Source organism: Krasilnikovia sp. M28-CT-15, assembly GCF_047159595.1.
Classification (GTDB): Bacteria; Actinomycetota; Actinomycetes; order Mycobacteriales; family Micromonosporaceae; genus Actinoplanes.
Map to the genome: position 1 here is coordinate 3,682,702 of NZ_BAAGAK010000001.1, position 15,978 is coordinate 3,698,679.

Below are 15,978 nucleotides of genomic sequence, written 5' to 3' on the forward strand. Positions count from 1 at the left end.
CCCCTTTCGTCGGTCAGCTCATCGCCAGCTGTCGCTCCACGTCCCCGTGCACGGGGCGGATCCGGTGGTGCGGCTCCGGTTGGGGTCGCTCTCCCAGATCACGTCCGAGCCGTTCTTCTTGACGTACTTGTACTGCACCGCTGTGCCGGGCGGCAGGTGCGCGGTGCCCCGCCACACCGGGTACGTCGCCGACGACAGCGGCACCGCCCGGGCCGGATCCCAGTTGCCCAGCGCGGCCGTGTCGCCGACCACGAAGACGTTCTGACCCCAGGACGTCGTGGCGTTCACCTCGAACCCGGTGGAACAGAACGCCGGACCCCCGGTACGGGCGCCGATGTGCAGCGCCAGGGCCCCGTTGGCGGGCACGGTCGCGGAGACCTGCCCGGCGCTGTTCACCTGGTACGTGGTGCCGCCACACGAACCGTTCGTGAAGTCGCCGCTCATCACGTCGCAGTACGTGCCCGCGGGCAGGTTCGTTTGGAAGGTGCGGGTCAGGGCCGACCCGGCACGGTTGAAGGCGACGAACGCCGCGCTGCCCCGGCCGAACGCGATCTGGTTCGAGCCGTTCGACCACCACGCGGTGACTCCGACACCCGCGGCCGCGTTGCGCAGCCCGACCATGTTCTGGGTGGTGCGCCAGCGGTGCTCGCAGACCCAGCCGTTGGCGCAGTCGACGGCCGTCGTGATGCCCTTGTCGGTGGCGGGCGGCCCGGCCTCCTTGTTGGTGAAGGCGAAACTCGACATCACCTGCGGCACCCCGTACGGCCAGGAGAGCATGAAGGCCTCGGCGAGCGCGTACGACGAGCCGTTCTTGTAGGTGAGTTTGGCGCCGCCGTTGCGCTGGGTGTCGTGATTGTCGATGAACGCGATCGCGTCGTCGGTGCCGACCCGCATGGACCCGGCGAGGTTGCCGAGGTTCGACAGGTTGCCGTCGCGGAACGCGGAGCCGACCACGTCGCCGTAGCGGAACTCGGTGACGTCGCCGATCCCGGTGTACTCCTCGGGGGTGGGACCGCCCGCGTCACCCTCGATGGTCTCGGAGTACACGTACGGGTCGCCGGTGACCGGGTTGACGATCGCGGCCAGGTCGCCCGCGGGGATGTGCTTGGCGGCGTCGACCCGGAATCCGTCCACGCCGAGCGACACCAGGTCGTTGAGGTACGCGGTCAGCTTGCCGCGCACGTTCGCCGACTCGGTCTTGAGGTCGGACAGGTCGTCGAGCTCGCAGTTCTGCACCTCCCACTTGTCCTTGTAGTTCTTGATGTCGTCGTTGCCGTTGCGGCCGCAGTGGTGGAAGTCGGAGTCGGTGTAGGCCACGGCGGGGTAGTCGAACTGGGTGTAGCTGGAGCCCGCGCTGCCCTTGCCGGTGGAGGCACCGCCGGCCATGTGGTTGACCACGGCGTCCACGTAGATCTTCACGTGCGCGTCGTGGCAGGTGTCGACCATCTTCTTGAACGCGTCCCGGTCGCCGCGCCGGCTGGTGAGCTGGTAGCTCACCGGCTGATAGTCCTGCCACCAGGGGTAGCCCTTGCCGGGCAGCACGACGTGCTCCTGCGGCGGGGAGACCTGCACGGCGCCGAAGCCCTTCGGGCCGAGCACGTTCTTGCACTCGGTGGCGACATCGGCCCACGGCCACTCGAACAGATGCACGATGACGTCGTGCGCGCCGGGCGAGGCGGACGACGCCTCGGCCCGGTCACCCTGACGGATGGCGCCGACGGTGACCAGCGCCGAAGCGAGGACGGCGGTCGCCGTGGCGGCGACGACCTTTCGGGTACGCATGGGAAGCCTCCAGGACGCTGGGAGCGGGGGGCTGATGGAAGGCCCGGTGCAACTTCTTGCGGAAGTGTGAGGGAAATTACCACCGTGTTACCAGGTGGTAAAGAGACCGCACTCGATTGCCGGGCGCGCTTTGCCCCGTTCAGTCCTGGTCTGTGTTACAGAAAAGATCGTTGCCCGATGGCGTCCGATGGGGCAGAACGCCTGCTCGGCGGGTTGTCCGGTGCCGTCCGTTCCGCAAGAACTTTCATCGGCAAATCGAAAACGGCGTTCCCGACGAGCCGGGAACGCCGTTCACTGATGACCGCGGTGCGGTCCGGGCTCAGGCGACGGAGAACGCCGCCGGAGTCGCGGTGCGCCGCCCGGGGGAGACGGCGGTGGAGCCGCGTACCACCAGCTCCGGGGTGAAGACGTACTCGGAGCGCGGGGTGCCGTGCCCGTTGATCTCGTCGACCAGGGCCCGCACCGCGGCGTTGCCCATCGCGGCCACCGGCTGGCGCAGCGTGGTCAGCGGCGGATCGGTGAACGCGATCAGCGGCGAGTCGTCGTAGCCGACCACCGAGACGTCGCGGGGCACGTGCAGGTCGTGGCGCCTGGCGGCGCGGATGGCGCCCAGGGCCATCAGGTCCGAGCCGCAGACCAGGCCGGTCACCCCGCGCTCCAGCAGGCGGCTGGCGGCCACCTCGCCGCCCTCGACCCCGAACAGGGTCAGCGCGATCAGCTCGTCCAGCTCGCGGTCGGTCGCGCCCAGCTCGCGGGTCATGGCGGCCCGGTAGCCCGCGAGCTTGCGCTGCACCGCGAGGAAGCGGTCGGGGCCGGAGATGAAGCCGATCCGCTGGTGACCGAGTGCCACCAGGTGGGCGACCGCCGCCTCGCCGGCCGTCCGGTCGTCGGCGGAGACGAACGGCGCGTCGAGGCCCTGCGCATACCCGTTGATGAAGACGATCGGCAGCGGGCGCTCGATCAGGCGGGCGTACCGCTCGTGGTCGGCGGAGGTGTCGGCATGCAGGCCGGCGACGAAGATGATGCCGGAAACCTGCCGGTCGAGCAGCATATCGACGTATTCGTCCTCGGTGACCCCGCCCGGCGTCTGGGTGCACAGCACTGGGGTGTAGCCGGTCTGGGCCAGCGACGACTCGATCACCTGGGCGAACGCGGGGAAGATCGGGTTGTCCAGCTCGGGCACCACGAGGCCGACCAGGCCCGCGCTGCGTTTGCGCAACCGCTCCGGGCGCTCGTAGCCGAGCACGTCCAGGGCCGTCAGGACCGCCTGCCGGGTTTCGGCCGAGACGCCGGGCCGGTCATTGAGGACGCGGGAGACCGTGGCCTCGCTGACTTGGGCTTGGCGGGCGATGTCGGACAATCGTGCGCGCATGGCGTCACTGTAACGCTTCAGCAAACTCTTTCCGCAGTCCTGAAAACCCTTCCAATCGCTGAAATTGCTTGCTCGCCTGGCCTGGTGCCGCCGGGGCAGGGCCGAACGGCCCGGTCCGGGGTCCGCTCGCCTCTGGCTGCCGTGCGCCGGGCGATTCGACGCTGGGGCGGCAGGGGAAGCGCCGGGGCGGCGGCGCACCTCACGAGACGCCGAGGAGAAGGAGAGCAGCATCATGACCCAGACGATGACCGGCGACGCGGGCGTGTTGGAGACCCTGCGCGAGGTCGTGGATCAGGCATCGGCCGGACGCGTGTTCGGCGAGCCCATCACCACCGCCGACGGCATGATCGTGCTGCCGGTCGCCCGGGTCGGCGGCGGTGGCGGCGGAGGCGGAGGCACCGCGCCTGCCGAGGACGGCAAGGAGAACGGCGGGGCGGGCGGCGGTTTCACCGTCTCGGCCAAGCCGCTGGGGGTCTTCGTGATCCGCGACCGTGGCGTCTCGTGGCGCCCGGCCGTCGACGTCAACAAGATCATCCTCGGTGGGCAGCTGGTCGCCGTGACGGCGCTGCTCGTCGCCCGCGCGGTGCTCACGGCCCGGGCTGCCCGGCGACGCCGACCTTCGTGGTGATCCCATCCGGGTGACCGGCCGCTCGGCGCTCGTTCGATGTCAGGGGGTGGGTCTAGCCTGCGGTGGCAATGACATCCACGACAAAGGAGAGTCCGATGTCCTCCCGGCTCAACCCCTATCTCACCTTCGCGGGAAACGCCCGCGAAGCGATGGAGTTCTACCACGACGTCTTCGGCGGAAACCTGACCGTCAACACGTTCGGCGAGTTCGGCTCGCCCGATCCCGCGATCGCCGACAAGGTCATGCACGCCATGCTCGAAACGGACGGCGGCTACACGCTGATGGCCTCCGACACCGCGCCTGGCATGGACTTCAACCCGGGCAACACCATCACCGTCAGCCTCAGCGGCGACGACGAGGCGCTGCGGCGGCACTGGGAGCGGCTCGCCGAGGGCGGCACCGTGGCGATGCCGCTGGAGAAGCAGATGTGGGGCGACGAGTTCGGCATGTGCACCGACCGGTTCGGTGTGGCCTGGATGGTGAACATCAGCCAGCCGCCAGCCTGACCCGGCCTCACGGCTCGGCCAGCACGTCCAGCACCTGCTGTCCGAACCTGGCCAGCTTGTTCTGGCCCACGCCGCTGACCGTCCCGAGCTGCTCCAGCGTGGTGGGGTTCAAGGCGGCGACCGCGCGCAGGGTCGCGTCGTGGAAGATCACGTACGCGGGCATGCCCTGCTCCTTGGCCACGCCGGCCCGCCAGGCCCGCAGCCGTTCGAACACCGGCGCGGCGCCCTCCGGCAACTCCGCGGCAGCCGCGGTGTCGCGGGCTCGCGCCTGCCGGGGCGCCCGGGCCCGCTCGGCCTCGCGGCGCAGCCGCACCGGGTGCGTGCCGCGCAGCACGTCGGCGCTGCCGTCGGTGAGCACCAGGGTGCCGTAGTCGCCCTCGACCGCCAGCAGACCCTGGGCCAGTAGCTGCCGGACGACGCCGCGCCACTCCTGCTCGCGCAGCTCCGTGCCGATGCCGAAGACCGACAGCTCGTCGTGGCGGAACTGGGTGACCTTGGCCGTGGTGCGGCCCAGCAGGATGTCGATGGACTGCCCGGCGCCGAACTTCTGGCCGCGCTCGCGTTGCAGGCGCAGCACCGTGGAGAGCAGCTTTTGCGCCGCGACCGTGCCGTCCCAGGACTCGGGCGGCGCCAGGCACGTGTCGCAGTTGCCGCACGACCCGGGCGCCGGCTCGCCGAAATACGCCAGGACCTGGCCGCGGCGGCAGGAGACCGTCTCGCACAGCGCCAGCATGGCGTCCAGGTGCGCGGCGGCGTTGCGGCGGAACGCGAGGTCGCCGTCGGAGGTCTCGATGAGCCGGCGCTGCTGCACCACGTCCTGCAATCCGTACGCCAGCCAGGCGGTGGAGGGCTGGCCGTCGCGCCCGGCCCGGCCGGTCTCCTGGTAGTAGCCCTCCACGGACTTGGGCAGGTCCAGGTGGGCGACGAACCGCACGTCCGGCTTGTCGATGCCCATCCCGAACGCGATCGTGGCCACCATGACCAGCCCGTCCTCCCGCAGGAACCGGGCCTGGTTGGCGGCGCGGGTGCCCGCGTCGAGCCCGGCGTGATAGGGCAGTGCGGTGATCCCGTTCGCGGTGAGGAACTCGGCGGTCTTCTCGACCGAGGCGCGGGAGAGGCAGTACACGATCCCGGCGTCGCCCGCGTGCTCGGTGCGCAGCAGCTCCAGCAGCTGGCGCCGGGGCTCGTTCTTGGCGACGATGCGGTACTGGATGTTGGGCCGGTCGAAGCTCGCGGTGAAGTGGCGGGCGTCGGTGAGCTGCAGCCGGGTGGCGATCTCGGCCCGGGTGGCGGTGGTCGCGGTGGCGGTCAGCGCGATCCGCGGCACCTCGGGCCAGCGTTCGTGCAGCATCGACAGGCCCAGATAGTCGGGGCGGAAGTCGTGGCCCCACTGGGCGACGCAGTGCGCCTCGTCGATGGCGAACAGCGCGATCCGGCCGGAGTCCAGCAGCCGCTGGGTGGCCGGCACCCCGAGGCCCTCGGGCGCCACATACAGCAGATCGAGCTCGCCTGCCAGGAACTGCCGCTCGACCAGGCGGCGCTGCGACAGGTCCTGGGTCGAATTGAGGAAGCCCGCCCGCACTCCGAGGGTCCGCAGCGCGTCGACCTGGTCCTGCATCAGCGCGATGAGCGGGGAGACCACCACCGCGACGCCGTCGCGGACCAGCGCGGGGATCTGGTAGCACAGCGACTTGCCGCCGCCGGTCGGCATGAGCACGAGCGCGTCGCCGCCGCCGACCACGTGGTCGATGATCTCGCGCTGCCGCCCCCGGAAGGCCGGGTAGCCGAAGACCTTGGTGAGCACGTCCATGGCGGCATCCGTGCCGACCGGAGCTGACGTCATCCCGCGATCCTAGAGACCCGGGCGGACACCCGGCGGACCCTGTGGACGACGCCCGCCCCATCCGGGCCACCCTGTGGACGGCTGTCAGCGTGCACACGATGGCGTGCTTGCGGGCGCCGGACCGCGCCGCGGCCCGGTCAGCCCTGGTGGCGACGCGACCAGTCACCCAGCCGGTCGGGGCGGGCTGCCGGGGTCGTCCCAGGCCGCCGTGCCCGTCCGGCGGTGACCGGTCGCGGCGCCGTCGAGCGGTCAGTCCGCGTTCGGCAGCTTCAGCGTGTGCGCGGTGTGCGACACCTTGGTGGACAGGTACCGCACGTTGGCGGGGGACACGTGCACCTCGGTGGGGATCCGCTCGGACACGGCGACGCCGCGTTCCTCCAGCTGTTCCGCCTTGTCCGGGTTGTTGCTCAGCAGCCGCACCCGGTCGGCGCCCAGGGCCAGCAGCATCTGGGCGGCCGGAGCGTAGTCCCGCTCGTCCTCGCCGCGGCCCAGCGCCACGTTCGCCTCGTACGTGTCCATCCCCGCCTCCTGCAGGGCGTACGCGTCGAGCTTGGCGTACAGGCCGATGCCGCGGCCCTCCTGGCGCAGGTAGAGCAGCAGGCCGCCGGTGTCGGCGATGCGCTCCACCGCCTCGCGCAGCTGCGGCCCGCAGTCGCAGCGCTGGCTGCCGAACACGTCGCCGGTGAGGCATTCGCTGTGCGGGCGCACCAGTGGTGCCGGTCCGCCGGCCGCACCCCGCCGCAGCGCGCGCTGCCAGTCGCCGAGGCCCAGGGCCAGGTGCTCGCGGCCGTCGACCAGGCCGTCGAACGTGAGGACCCGGGCGGTGGTGGAGTATCCGTCCGCGAACCGCAGCGGAACGGTCACCTGCCGCCGTACCGTGGCCGGCGGGGGCTCCGCCACCACGACCGGGCGCTCCACGACCCTGCGCAGCGCTGCTTCTGACATCGGCCCTCCTCGTACGTGAACCCGGGAATCTTTCGTGCCGCACGGTGCCCCAAGATCAAGATCACCATGCTCCGGCACGAGGTCGGTGTACCGGTACCCCGCGACCGGATTATCTTGGACGCATCTGTTCGACCGGGGTGACGATCGTCGCTCGACTGGAGGCGTCATCGGTGGTTGAGCGTCCTTACGTTCTGTTGAGCTGTGGCATGTCCATCGACGGCTACGTCGACGACGCCACCGGCGAGCGTCTGCTGCTGTCCAACGACGCCGACTTCGACCGCGTCGACGCGGTCCGGGCCGGGTGCGACGCCATCCTGGTGGGCGCCGGCACGATCCGCCAGGACAATCCGCGACTGCTGGTGCGCTCGGCGCAGCGTCGCCGCGCCCGTGTCGCGGACGGTCACGAACCGACCCCGGTGAAGGTCACCGTCACCAGCAGTTGCGGGCTGGACGCGACCGCGCAGTTCTTCACCGCCGGCGACGTGGACAAACTGGTCTACTGCGCCAGCCCCGCGGTCGAGGAGGCGCACAAGCTGCTCGGGCACGTCGCCACCGTGATCGACGGTGGTGAGCCGGTGGACCTGCACCAGGTGACCGCCGACCTGCACGCGCGCGGGGTCCGCAAGCTGATGGTCGAGGGCGGCGGCACCATGCACACCCAGTTCCTGTCCACGGGACTGGCCGACGAGCTGCAGTTGGTGGTCGCGCCGTTCTTCGTCGGCGACTCGCGGGCGCCACGCTTCGTCTACGACGGGGCGTTCCCGTGGGGCCCGCAACGCCGCGCCACCCTGGCCGAGGTGCGGCAGATCGGCGACGTGGTGCTGCTGCGCTACGCGCTGTCCGACCGCTACCCGGCGACCTGAGCCCTCACGCACCGGAGTGCGCCAGCTGCCGGACCGGCACCGCGACCGGTTCGGGCACGGGCCGCACCACCGGTGCGGTGGCGGGCATGAGGACCGCGGTGGCGGCGGCCGGCCCGGCCGCGCGGCCCGCCCGGGCCCGCTGCAGCGCCCGGGCCAGCAGCACCGCGGCGCCGGGCAGGCTGGCCACGAACGCGAACAGCCCGTACACCACGGCGATGGTGAGGCCCTGGGTGGCGCTGAGCCCGGCGGCGCCGAACGCCCACGCGGTCACCCCCTCGCGGGGACCCCAGCCGCCGATGTTCACCGGCAGGGTCATCGCCAGCAGCGCCAGCAGCATGAGCGGGGCGAGGCGCAGCACCGGCGCCGACGACCCGGCCGCCCGGGCAGCCACCACGAATGTCGCCAGGTGCCCGGCCAGCACCACGACCGAGGCCAGCAGCACACCGGGCAGGTTGCGCCGGGCCAGCAGGCCGTCGCGGATCTCACCCAGGCCGGTGCGAGCCGCGCGGGCCCACCGCGACGTGCCGCGCCGCAGCCGGGCGCAGGCCGCCAGTACCACGGCGGCGGTGCCCAGGACGGCCGCGATGGTCACCGCGACCGCGGTGCTGTGCGCTTTGAGCTGCGTCAACACCGGAGACGGTACGGTCGCCAGCACCGTGATGCCGACACCCACCAGCACGACCTGACCCGCCGTACGCTCCAGCACCACGGCCCGGACCCCGCGACCCACGTTGCCGGAGTCCTTGCCGTGCCGGACCGCCCGGTCGACGTCACCGAGTACCCCGCCGGGCAGCGCCGCATTGAGGAACAGCGCCTTGTAGTAGTCCGCGACCGCGGCGCGCAGCGACAGCCGCAGCCCGAGTCCCCGGGCCACCAGGCACCACCGCCACGCGCTGAACACCGTGGTCGCGACGCCGATGAGGAACGCCACCAGCAGGGTGGGTCCGTCGATCACCCGCAGGCCGTCCAGGAACGCGCTCGTGCCGAGCCGCCACAGCAGCAGCGCAATGATGCCCGCCCCACCGAGCACCCGCGCCCATGCCCAGACCGTTCTCGCCACGTTGCCCCCTTCGTCGTCCTCCAGGCACTAGTACGCCGGGTCCGCGCGCGAGGTTCAGTTGAAGATCGCAAGAAGGTCCGTGTGGCCCACCCTGGCCCGCAGCGTTCCGGCCCGCAGGGCGTCCAGCCGCGCGTCCAAATACGCGTCGAGACCCAGCTCAGGCCGCTGTTCCGCGGCAGCCCCGACCCAGCCGCGCAGCCACTGCTCGGTCAGCGTCGCCCGTTCGGGGCCCAGCCGCCACGGGCTCGGGCGTACCGTCACCCGGGCGCCGACCGCCGCGAAGGCGTCCGCCGCGACCGCGGGCGCGTCCGGGCCCAGCAGACGCCGCCCGTCGACGGTGCGCCGCTGGTGGGCGTTGAAGGCGTCCGCGACCGCGGCGTCGCGCGGGTCGCCGGGCTCCAGGGTCACCTCGCCCACCACCGACAGCGTGAACAGGGCGGTGCAGCGGGCCCGCGCGCACACCCGGGCCAGCTCCGCGACCTCGGCCTCGGTGAGCAGGTCGAGCAGGGCGGAGCAGGTCACCAGGTCGGTGCCGTCCAGATCGGCGGCGGTGAGCCGGGTGACGTCGCCCACCCGGGTCTCGACGGTGGCCCCGGCGGGCGGGTGCGCCGCGGCGTACGCCAGCAGGTCCGGGTCGCGGTCCTCCAGCACCCAGTGCTGCGGGCCGCCCAGCTGCGGGCCCAGCCAGCGGGCCAGCGAGCCGGCGCCGCAGCCCAGGTCACGCACTACCGGCGTGGCCCGGCCGGCGAGGGTCGCGCGCAGCGGTGCCAGCAGGTCCGCGGCGCGGGCGTCGGCGTCGGCCGGTTCCCGCAGCGTCAGCCATGCCGTACTGAACTCGCCGCTCATCCGCATACCACCTTCGTCAGTTCCCGGACCGTCACATCCCAGCCGGGCAGCGCCGCCCGTCGGGTGGCCGCCGCCGCTCGCAGCCGCTGCCGCAGCCCGGCGTCGGTGAGCCATTCCCGCAGCGCCGCGGCCAGCGCGGCCGGGTCGCCCGGCGGCACCAGCACCCCGGGTGCCTGAGCGCCCGCCACCCCGGTCGCGATCGTCGCGGTGCGGGCCGCCGCCGCGCCCCCAGCGTCTCCGCTGAGCGCCACCCCGGGCGCAGCGCCCGTGCCCAGCGCCTCACCTGGGCCCAGCGCCTCACCTGGGCCCAGCGCCTCACCTGGGCCCAGCGCCTCACCTGGGCCCAGCGCCTCACCTGGGCCGGGCGCCTCGACCGACCCGAGCGCCTCGGCCACCCCGTCCAGCTGGGAGGCCAGCACGGGCACGCCGCGGGCCAGCGCCTCGGTGACCACCATCCCGTACGTCTCGGCGCGCGACGGGAGGATCAGCAGGTCCGCCGCGGCGTACGCGGCGGCCAGCCCGGGCCCGGTACGGGTGCCGAGCAGCTGGAGCCGCCCGGGCCCGAGGTCGGCGGCCCGGGCCCGGACCTGCGCCGCGAAGTCGGGCTGCCGCTCCAGGTCGCCGACGCAGCGGCACTCCCAGGCCAGGTCGGCGACCCGGGCCAGCGCCTCCACCAGCACGTCGTGGCCCTTGCGCGGGGTCACCGCGGCGACGCACAGCAGCCGCGTGCCCGCCGGCGAGGCGGGGGCCGCAGGCGCGGGTTCGACGCCGGGGGCGGCGACGTGGATGTGCGCCGGGTCCAGCCCGTGCACCGCGGCCACCCGGCGCCCGGCCGCCGCGCTGGTGGCCACGACCGCCGCCGCGGCGTGCACGGTGCGCCGCTCGCGTTCGGTCAGCGTGGCGACGTCCTCGGGGGTCAGCCCCGTCTCGTCGCCCAGCGGCAGGTGCACGAGCACGATCAGCCGTAACCGCCGGGCGGCGGGCACCAGCACGTCCGGCACCCCGGCCAGCAGGCCGTCGAGCAACACGTCGGCCCCGTCGGGCAGCTCGTCCAGCGCGTCGGCGAGGGCTCGTTCCGCGGCCGGGCCCGGCCGCGGCCAGGCACCCGGAAAGGCCAGCTCATGAACGTCGAAGTCCGCGGTCAGCCCGTCGCACACCCGGCGGTCGTAGTGGTTTCCGCCGCTCGGCGCGGCGGGGTCGTCGATGTCGCCCGGCAGCACCACGTACAGGGCGGCCCGGCGCGGTCGGCTCACAGGGTCCGCTCGTAGCTCGCCCACGCGATGTGCGACTCGTGCAGCGTGACCGAGATGCCCGTGAGGTCGCGGGCGCCCGCGCCGAGCTCGCCCGCGCGCGCGGCGTCGGCCAGCCGGTCCGCGATCACCTTGGCGAGGAACTCGGTCGAGGTGTTGACGCCCTTGAAGTCGGGCTCGCCGTCGAGGTTGCGGTAGCTGAGCGCGCCGCAGATGGCGTGCAGCTGCTCGCTGGCGCGGCCGATGTCCACGACGATGTTGTCCGCGTCCAGTTCGGCGCGGCGGAACGTGGCGTCGACGACGAACGTGGCGCCGTGCAGCCGCTGCGCGGGCCCGAACACCTCACCGGTGAAGCTGTGGGCGACCATGATGTGGTCGCGGACGGTGACGCTGAACACTGGGTTCACTCTCCGGAATCGTCGTAGGTCACGAGGTGGCACAGCGTGTCGAGGTCGCCGCGGGCCAGCCGGGGCAGCACCTCGGGCAGTTCGGTGAAGTGGCAGCGCCCGGTGAGCAGCGCGTCGAAGGCCGGGTCGCGCAGCAGGTCCAGCGCCAGCGCCAGCCGGTCGGCATAGCTGCGCCGGGCCCGCCGGGCCGGGGCGACCGCGCCGACCTGGCTGCTGCGTACGGTAAGCCGCCGCGAGTGGAACTGCTCGCCGAGCGGCACGCTCACCGGCCGGTCGCCGAACCAGCTCAGCTCCACCACCGTGCCCTCGAACGCCAGCAGTTCCAGGGCCCGGGTCAGGCCCGCCGACGTGGCGCTGGCATGCACCACGAGGTCGCAGTCGCCGGCCGCCTCCGCGGGCAGCGCGAAGCCCACACCGAGCGCGTCGGCGATCGCCGCCCGGGCCGGGTTGGCGTCGACGAGCTGCACCCGGGCGCCCGGGAACCGGGCCAGGACACCCGCCACCGCGCACCCGACCATGCCGCCGCCGATCACGGCGATGCGGTCGCCGACCAGCGGGGCCGCGTCCCACAGCGCGTTGACCGCGGTCTCCACGGTGCCGGCCAGCACGGCCCGGGCCGCGGGCACCCCCGCCGGGATCACGGTGACCGCGTCGGCGGGCACGACGTACCGGGTCTGGTGGGGGTACAGGCAGAAGACGGTACGGCCGGTCAGCTCGGCGGGGCCCTGCTCGACCACGCCGACGTTGAGGTAGCCGTACTTGACCGGCGCGGGGAAGTCCCCCTGCTGGTAGGGGGCGCGCATCGCGGCGTGCTGGCTGTCCGGGACCCCGCCCCGGAACACCAGCGTCTCGGTGCCGCGGCTCACCCCCGAGTGCAGCGTGCGGACCAGCACCTCGTCCGGGCCGGGCTCGGGTACGGCCTCGGCGCGCAGCTCGCCGACGCCGGGGGCGGCCAGCCAGAACGCGCGGGCGGTGCTCACGCGACGTCTCCTTCGTTCGGGGTACGGCGTGGCCGTGGTGATCGGACGGGCCGGGCGGCGCTGTCCGGGGGCCACCATAGCCGCCAGCGATCATGGTGGCGGGTGAACGGGGTCACGGCTGCCGGGGCGGGCACCCGGCTCACCCGCGCAGGGGAATCGGGAACCGGTTTTCTCGCCCGCTCGCTGAACCGTTCACCGAATGCAAGCGTGTTCTTTCAGGACGGCGGCAGGAGGCCGCGCCAGACATCGGAGGCACCGTGACGATCGGAAGAGCAACGGCCCCGGACGCACCGTCGCGCGGTGCCGCCGCCGGGCTGCTCGTCCTGTTCGCCCTGCTGGCGGCGTTGTCGGCCACGGTCGGCATCGGCGTGGTGGGATGGCTGGCCGGCCTCGCGTACGGACTGGTCCTCAGCGGTGCGCTCGTGGCCGGTGCCCGCCGGACCGGACTGCGGCGGCTGGGCGCCGCGAACCTGGTCACCTTGAGCCGCGCGTTGCTGGTGGGCGGGGTGACCGCGCTGGTCGCGTACTCATTCGAACGTCCCGCGCCGACCGCGGTGCTGGTCGCCCTGGTCGGGGCGGCGCTGGCCCTGGACGGCGTCGACGGCCAGGTGGCGCGCCGGACCGGCTCGACGACCACGCTGGGCGCGCGGTTCGACATGGAGGTCGACGCGTTCCTCATCCTCGTCCTGAGCGTGTACGTGGCGGGCCCGCTGGGCTGGTGGACTGTCGCGATGGGAGCGTACCGGTACGTGTTCGTGGCCGCCTCCTGGGCGCTGCCGTGGCTGAGCCGCGCGCTGCCGCCGCGATTCTCCCGCAAGGTGGTGGCGGCCACCCAGGGTGTGGCGCTGGTCGTGGCCACCGCCGGCATCCTGCCCACCACGGTGAACCTGGTCGTGGTCGCGGCGGCCCTGGTGTCGCTGACCTGGTCGTTCGCCCGCGACACCGCGTGGCTGTGGCGCGCCGAGGGGGCCCGCCGCGCGGCCCACGCGGCCACCGCGATCGCGCTGGCCGCCCCGGTCCGCTCGCTGGGCATCACGGTCGCCGCCGGCTCCCGCCGCCAGCCCGTCGCGGTCCCCGCCTCCCTGAGCGCCTGAACTGGTCGGTCTTCTTGATCGCCTGACCCTTGGACCGGTCAGGCGATGCGGGTGACCGCGGTCGGAGGTGGCGCGGGGACGGTGCCGGGGTGCAGCGCCGCGGCGATCGCCTCCACGCCGTCGACCAGCCGAGGGCCGGGCCGTACCACCAGCGCGTCGCCGTCGACCGCCCACACCTGAGCGCCCGGGAAATGCGGGACGACTTCCTGGGCCTGCCGGGCGGCCCCGTCGAGATGGAACCCGCACGGCGTGACCAGGACGACGTCCGGGTCAGCGGACGCCAGCTCCGTCCAGGTCGTCTCGACGGACTTCGCGCCCGGCCGGGCGGCGACCGGCTCCCCGCCGGCGGCCGTGACCAGGTCCGGCACCCAATGCCCGGCCGTGAACGGCGGATCCACCCACTCGACGACGACCACCCGGGGCCGTGGGCGCCCGGCCACGGCGGCCGCGACCGCGTCCAGCCGGTCCCGCAGCGCTGTGATCAGCGCCGCCGCGCGGCCGGGCACGCCGGTGCGGGCGCCGACCTCGGCGATCGTGCCCAGCACCTCCTCCAGCGTGTACGGATCCAGTGAGACGACGTCCGCCCGGCAGCCGAGATGCGTCAGCGCGTCGGAGACGTGCCCGGAGGGAAGCGCGCACACGCGGCACAGGTCCTGCGTCAGAATCACGTCCGGGGCCAGCCCGGCAAGGGCGTCGGCATGCAGCGTGTACAGGTCACCGCCCGCCGCGAGCTGCTGCTTGACGTACGCGTCGATCTCGGCCGGGTCCAGCCCGCGGGTGTCCCGGCCACCGACGACGACCGCCTTCTCGGTCCGTGCCCGGGGCGGCTCGTCGCACTCGAAGGTCACGCCGACCAGGTCGTCGTCGAGCCCGAGCGCGTAGACGATCTCGGTGGCGGACGGCAGCAGGGACACCAGGCGCATGTCCGGCAGTCTGCCACCGGGGGCGGTGCACGGGCGGTCAGCGGGCCAGGGTGCGGGCGATGAAGTCGAACGCCGCCGGGACGACTGTGCTCCAGTAGGCGAAGTTGTGCCGGCCGTCGGCGTACCCGCCCGCGACCGGCGGCGCGGGCAGCGCGCGTTCCAGGGAACGGACCATGTCGTACAGGCTGTCGTCCCGGCCGCACCACAGCCCGACGGGTAGCCGGCCCAGCTGGTGGACACCGCTGAACACGTCGTCGCCGGGGACGACCGCGGGCGAGAAGGCGGCGACACCACGCAGGAGCCCTGGGTACGCCTCGGCCAGCAGCAGGCTGCCCGCGCCGCCCATGGACCAGCCCCACGCGGCGAGTCGCGAGGTGTCGAAGCCGCGGGCGCGGCACCACACGGGCAGTTCGGCCCGCACCATCCGCTGCGGGTCGTCGGGGCCGCCGGGTCGCCAGCCGAGCCGGTCACCGCTGGCCCCTGCCAGTACGAAAGGCGGGGCGCCGCGGCGGACGGCGTCGGTGACGAAACGGCCGAGGCCGAGACCGGAGAAGTCGGGCGGGAACTTGGAACCGCCGTGCAGGATCAGGCAGACCGGAAGGCCGCGGCCGGCGCCGTGCCCGGCGGGCACCGCGGTGTAGAAGTCCACGGTGCGACCGCGGGCGGTGGAGATGCGTTGCTCCAGCCGCTCGTCTCCGGCGGGGGCGTCGGGTACGACCGGCGTCGCCACGCCGAACCGCTGTGCGAACGGCCTGGCCAGTGGCCGGGCAGCCGTGGCGGCCACGGTGAGCCCTAGTGCCACCAGGCCGCCGGCCAGCACACCGCGGCGGTCCACGTGCCGGGTCAACCGCTGCGGCTGACGGTTCGGGTCCACGTCCTGCTCAACGCGGCTGCCCGGGCGGCGAAACGGTGGCGGGACCTCTCGCCATCTCCTGCGGTGGGCATCACAGAAAGTAATGATCGTTTGCCCGACTGGACCATTGAACACTCAGAGTCACGCTGGCTAGCCTGATGATCGTTTGTGTGCCGCCGTCTGGCTGCACCGTGACGAGCGGAGTTTCTGTGAGACTGAGCGAGCTGGCCATGGCGGCCGTGATCACGGTTGGTGTTGGCGGTGCTTCTTACGCTGCGGTGGATGTGCAGGGCCTGACCCGGTCCGCTGAAGCGGTCGCACAGCGCGCTGACTGCCGGACCGTCGACGAGGCGATCGTGGCGTACTACGCCGAGCAGGGTGACGTGCCGCAGCGGGTGGCGGACATCCAGCGCTTCGTGCAGGGCGACATTTCGGCGTACCGGATCCGCGACGGCCGGGCCGCAGGCCCCGGGTGCCCCCCACGCACGCCGCGCTGACCCCACGTACGCGACAAGACCGCGCGGCGGCACCATCGGGCGGCAGCGCGGGCTGATGTGGTCGGCGGTGGCAGCGGGGCGCGGCGTCGTTCGGTCAGCGCGGGGTCATACGATCGGCGGCGACAAACG

The 15,978-nt window shown here is 73.1% G+C and carries 16 protein-coding genes; 5 read left to right on the plus strand and 11 right to left on the minus strand.

Annotation, left to right across the window (positions count from 1 at the left end):
* Window positions 1-18: 18 nt before the first annotated feature.
* Window positions 19-1,782, minus strand: a complete 1,764-nt coding sequence (locus ACMCNO_RS16980; RefSeq protein WP_412750416.1) for a carbohydrate-binding module family 20 domain-containing protein — start codon at window positions 1,780-1,782, stop codon at window positions 19-21.
* A gap of 319 nt (window positions 1,783-2,101) precedes the next feature.
* The gene (locus ACMCNO_RS16985) at window positions 2,102-3,154 is read right to left on the minus strand and encodes a LacI family DNA-binding transcriptional regulator (RefSeq protein WP_412750417.1); all 1,053 of its coding nucleotides are present in this window, start codon (window positions 3,152-3,154) and stop codon (window positions 2,102-2,104) included.
* Window positions 3,155-3,386: 232 nt separating this feature from the next.
* Between ACMCNO_RS16985 and ACMCNO_RS16990 the strand changes: the two genes are divergently transcribed.
* A complete protein-coding gene (locus ACMCNO_RS16990) occupies window positions 3,387-3,782 on the plus strand; it encodes a spore germination protein GerW family protein (RefSeq protein WP_412750418.1) in 396 nt (131 codons plus the stop codon).
* Between the two features lie 95 nt (window positions 3,783-3,877).
* Window positions 3,878-4,288, plus strand: coding sequence for a VOC family protein (locus ACMCNO_RS16995; RefSeq protein ID WP_412750419.1), 411 nt, complete (start codon window positions 3,878-3,880; stop codon window positions 4,286-4,288).
* A 7-nt stretch (window positions 4,289-4,295) separates the two neighbouring features.
* Here ACMCNO_RS16995 and recQ read toward each other — a convergent pair whose 3' ends face one another.
* Window positions 4,296-6,131: a DNA helicase RecQ gene (recQ, locus tag ACMCNO_RS17000; RefSeq protein WP_412750420.1), complete on the minus strand. Its 1,836-nt coding sequence runs from the start codon at window positions 6,129-6,131 to the stop codon at window positions 4,296-4,298.
* A 249-nt stretch (window positions 6,132-6,380) separates the two neighbouring features.
* On the minus strand, window positions 6,381-7,076 hold the full coding sequence (locus ACMCNO_RS17005) for a GTP cyclohydrolase II (protein ID WP_412750421.1): 696 nt from the start codon (window positions 7,074-7,076) through the stop codon (window positions 6,381-6,383).
* Between the two features lie 170 nt (window positions 7,077-7,246).
* Here ACMCNO_RS17005 and ACMCNO_RS17010 point away from each other — a divergent pair, with 170 nt between their 5' ends.
* Entirely contained in the window at window positions 7,247-7,939 is a 693-nt protein-coding gene (locus ACMCNO_RS17010; protein WP_412750422.1) for a RibD family protein, read from the plus strand.
* A gap of 4 nt (window positions 7,940-7,943) precedes the next feature.
* On the opposite strand, the gene ACMCNO_RS17015 is transcribed toward ACMCNO_RS17010, so the two are convergent.
* The 5 genes from ACMCNO_RS17015 to ACMCNO_RS17035 are packed head-to-tail and all read right to left on the minus strand — an operon-like array spanning window position 7,944 to window position 12,482.
* Window positions 7,944-8,999 carry a lysylphosphatidylglycerol synthase transmembrane domain-containing protein gene (locus ACMCNO_RS17015; RefSeq protein WP_412750423.1) on the minus strand — a complete coding sequence of 352 codons (1,056 nt, stop codon included), beginning with the start codon at window positions 8,997-8,999 and terminating at the stop codon, window positions 7,944-7,946.
* A gap of 54 nt (window positions 9,000-9,053) precedes the next feature.
* On the minus strand, window positions 9,054-9,845 hold the full coding sequence (locus ACMCNO_RS17020; protein WP_412750424.1) for a class I SAM-dependent methyltransferase: 792 nt from the start codon (window positions 9,843-9,845) through the stop codon (window positions 9,054-9,056).
* Window positions 9,842-11,098, minus strand: a complete 1,257-nt coding sequence (locus ACMCNO_RS17025) for a glycosyltransferase (RefSeq protein WP_412750425.1) — start codon at window positions 11,096-11,098, stop codon at window positions 9,842-9,844. Before ACMCNO_RS17025 ends, ACMCNO_RS17020 begins: the two co-directional genes overlap by 4 nt.
* Window positions 11,095-11,493, minus strand: coding sequence for a 6-pyruvoyl trahydropterin synthase family protein (locus ACMCNO_RS17030; protein ID WP_412753725.1), 399 nt, complete (start codon window positions 11,491-11,493; stop codon window positions 11,095-11,097). Before ACMCNO_RS17030 ends, ACMCNO_RS17025 begins: the two co-directional genes overlap by 4 nt.
* A 5-nt stretch (window positions 11,494-11,498) precedes the next feature.
* Complete coding sequence (locus ACMCNO_RS17035; protein WP_412750426.1) at window positions 11,499-12,482, minus strand: zinc-dependent alcohol dehydrogenase; 984 nt, start codon at window positions 12,480-12,482, stop codon at window positions 11,499-11,501.
* Window positions 12,483-12,739: 257 nt separating this feature from the next.
* Between ACMCNO_RS17035 and ACMCNO_RS17040 the strand changes: the two genes are divergently transcribed.
* On the plus strand, window positions 12,740-13,576 hold the full coding sequence (locus ACMCNO_RS17040; protein ID WP_412750427.1) for a CDP-alcohol phosphatidyltransferase family protein: 837 nt from the start codon (window positions 12,740-12,742) through the stop codon (window positions 13,574-13,576).
* A gap of 38 nt (window positions 13,577-13,614) precedes the next feature.
* Here the strand turns inward: ACMCNO_RS17040 and ACMCNO_RS17045 are convergent, their stop codons facing one another.
* On the minus strand, window positions 13,615-14,499 hold the full coding sequence (locus ACMCNO_RS17045; RefSeq protein WP_412750428.1) for an ABC transporter substrate-binding protein: 885 nt from the start codon (window positions 14,497-14,499) through the stop codon (window positions 13,615-13,617).
* A 37-nt stretch (window positions 14,500-14,536) separates the two neighbouring features.
* A complete protein-coding gene (locus ACMCNO_RS17050; RefSeq protein WP_412750429.1) occupies window positions 14,537-15,373 on the minus strand; it encodes an alpha/beta hydrolase-fold protein in 837 nt (278 codons plus the stop codon).
* 257 nt (window positions 15,374-15,630) lie between these two features.
* Between ACMCNO_RS17050 and ACMCNO_RS17055 the strand changes: the two genes are divergently transcribed.
* Complete coding sequence (locus ACMCNO_RS17055; protein ID WP_412750430.1) at window positions 15,631-15,849, plus strand: hypothetical protein; 219 nt, start codon at window positions 15,631-15,633, stop codon at window positions 15,847-15,849.
* The last annotated feature ends 129 nt before the right edge of the window (window positions 15,850-15,978 follow it).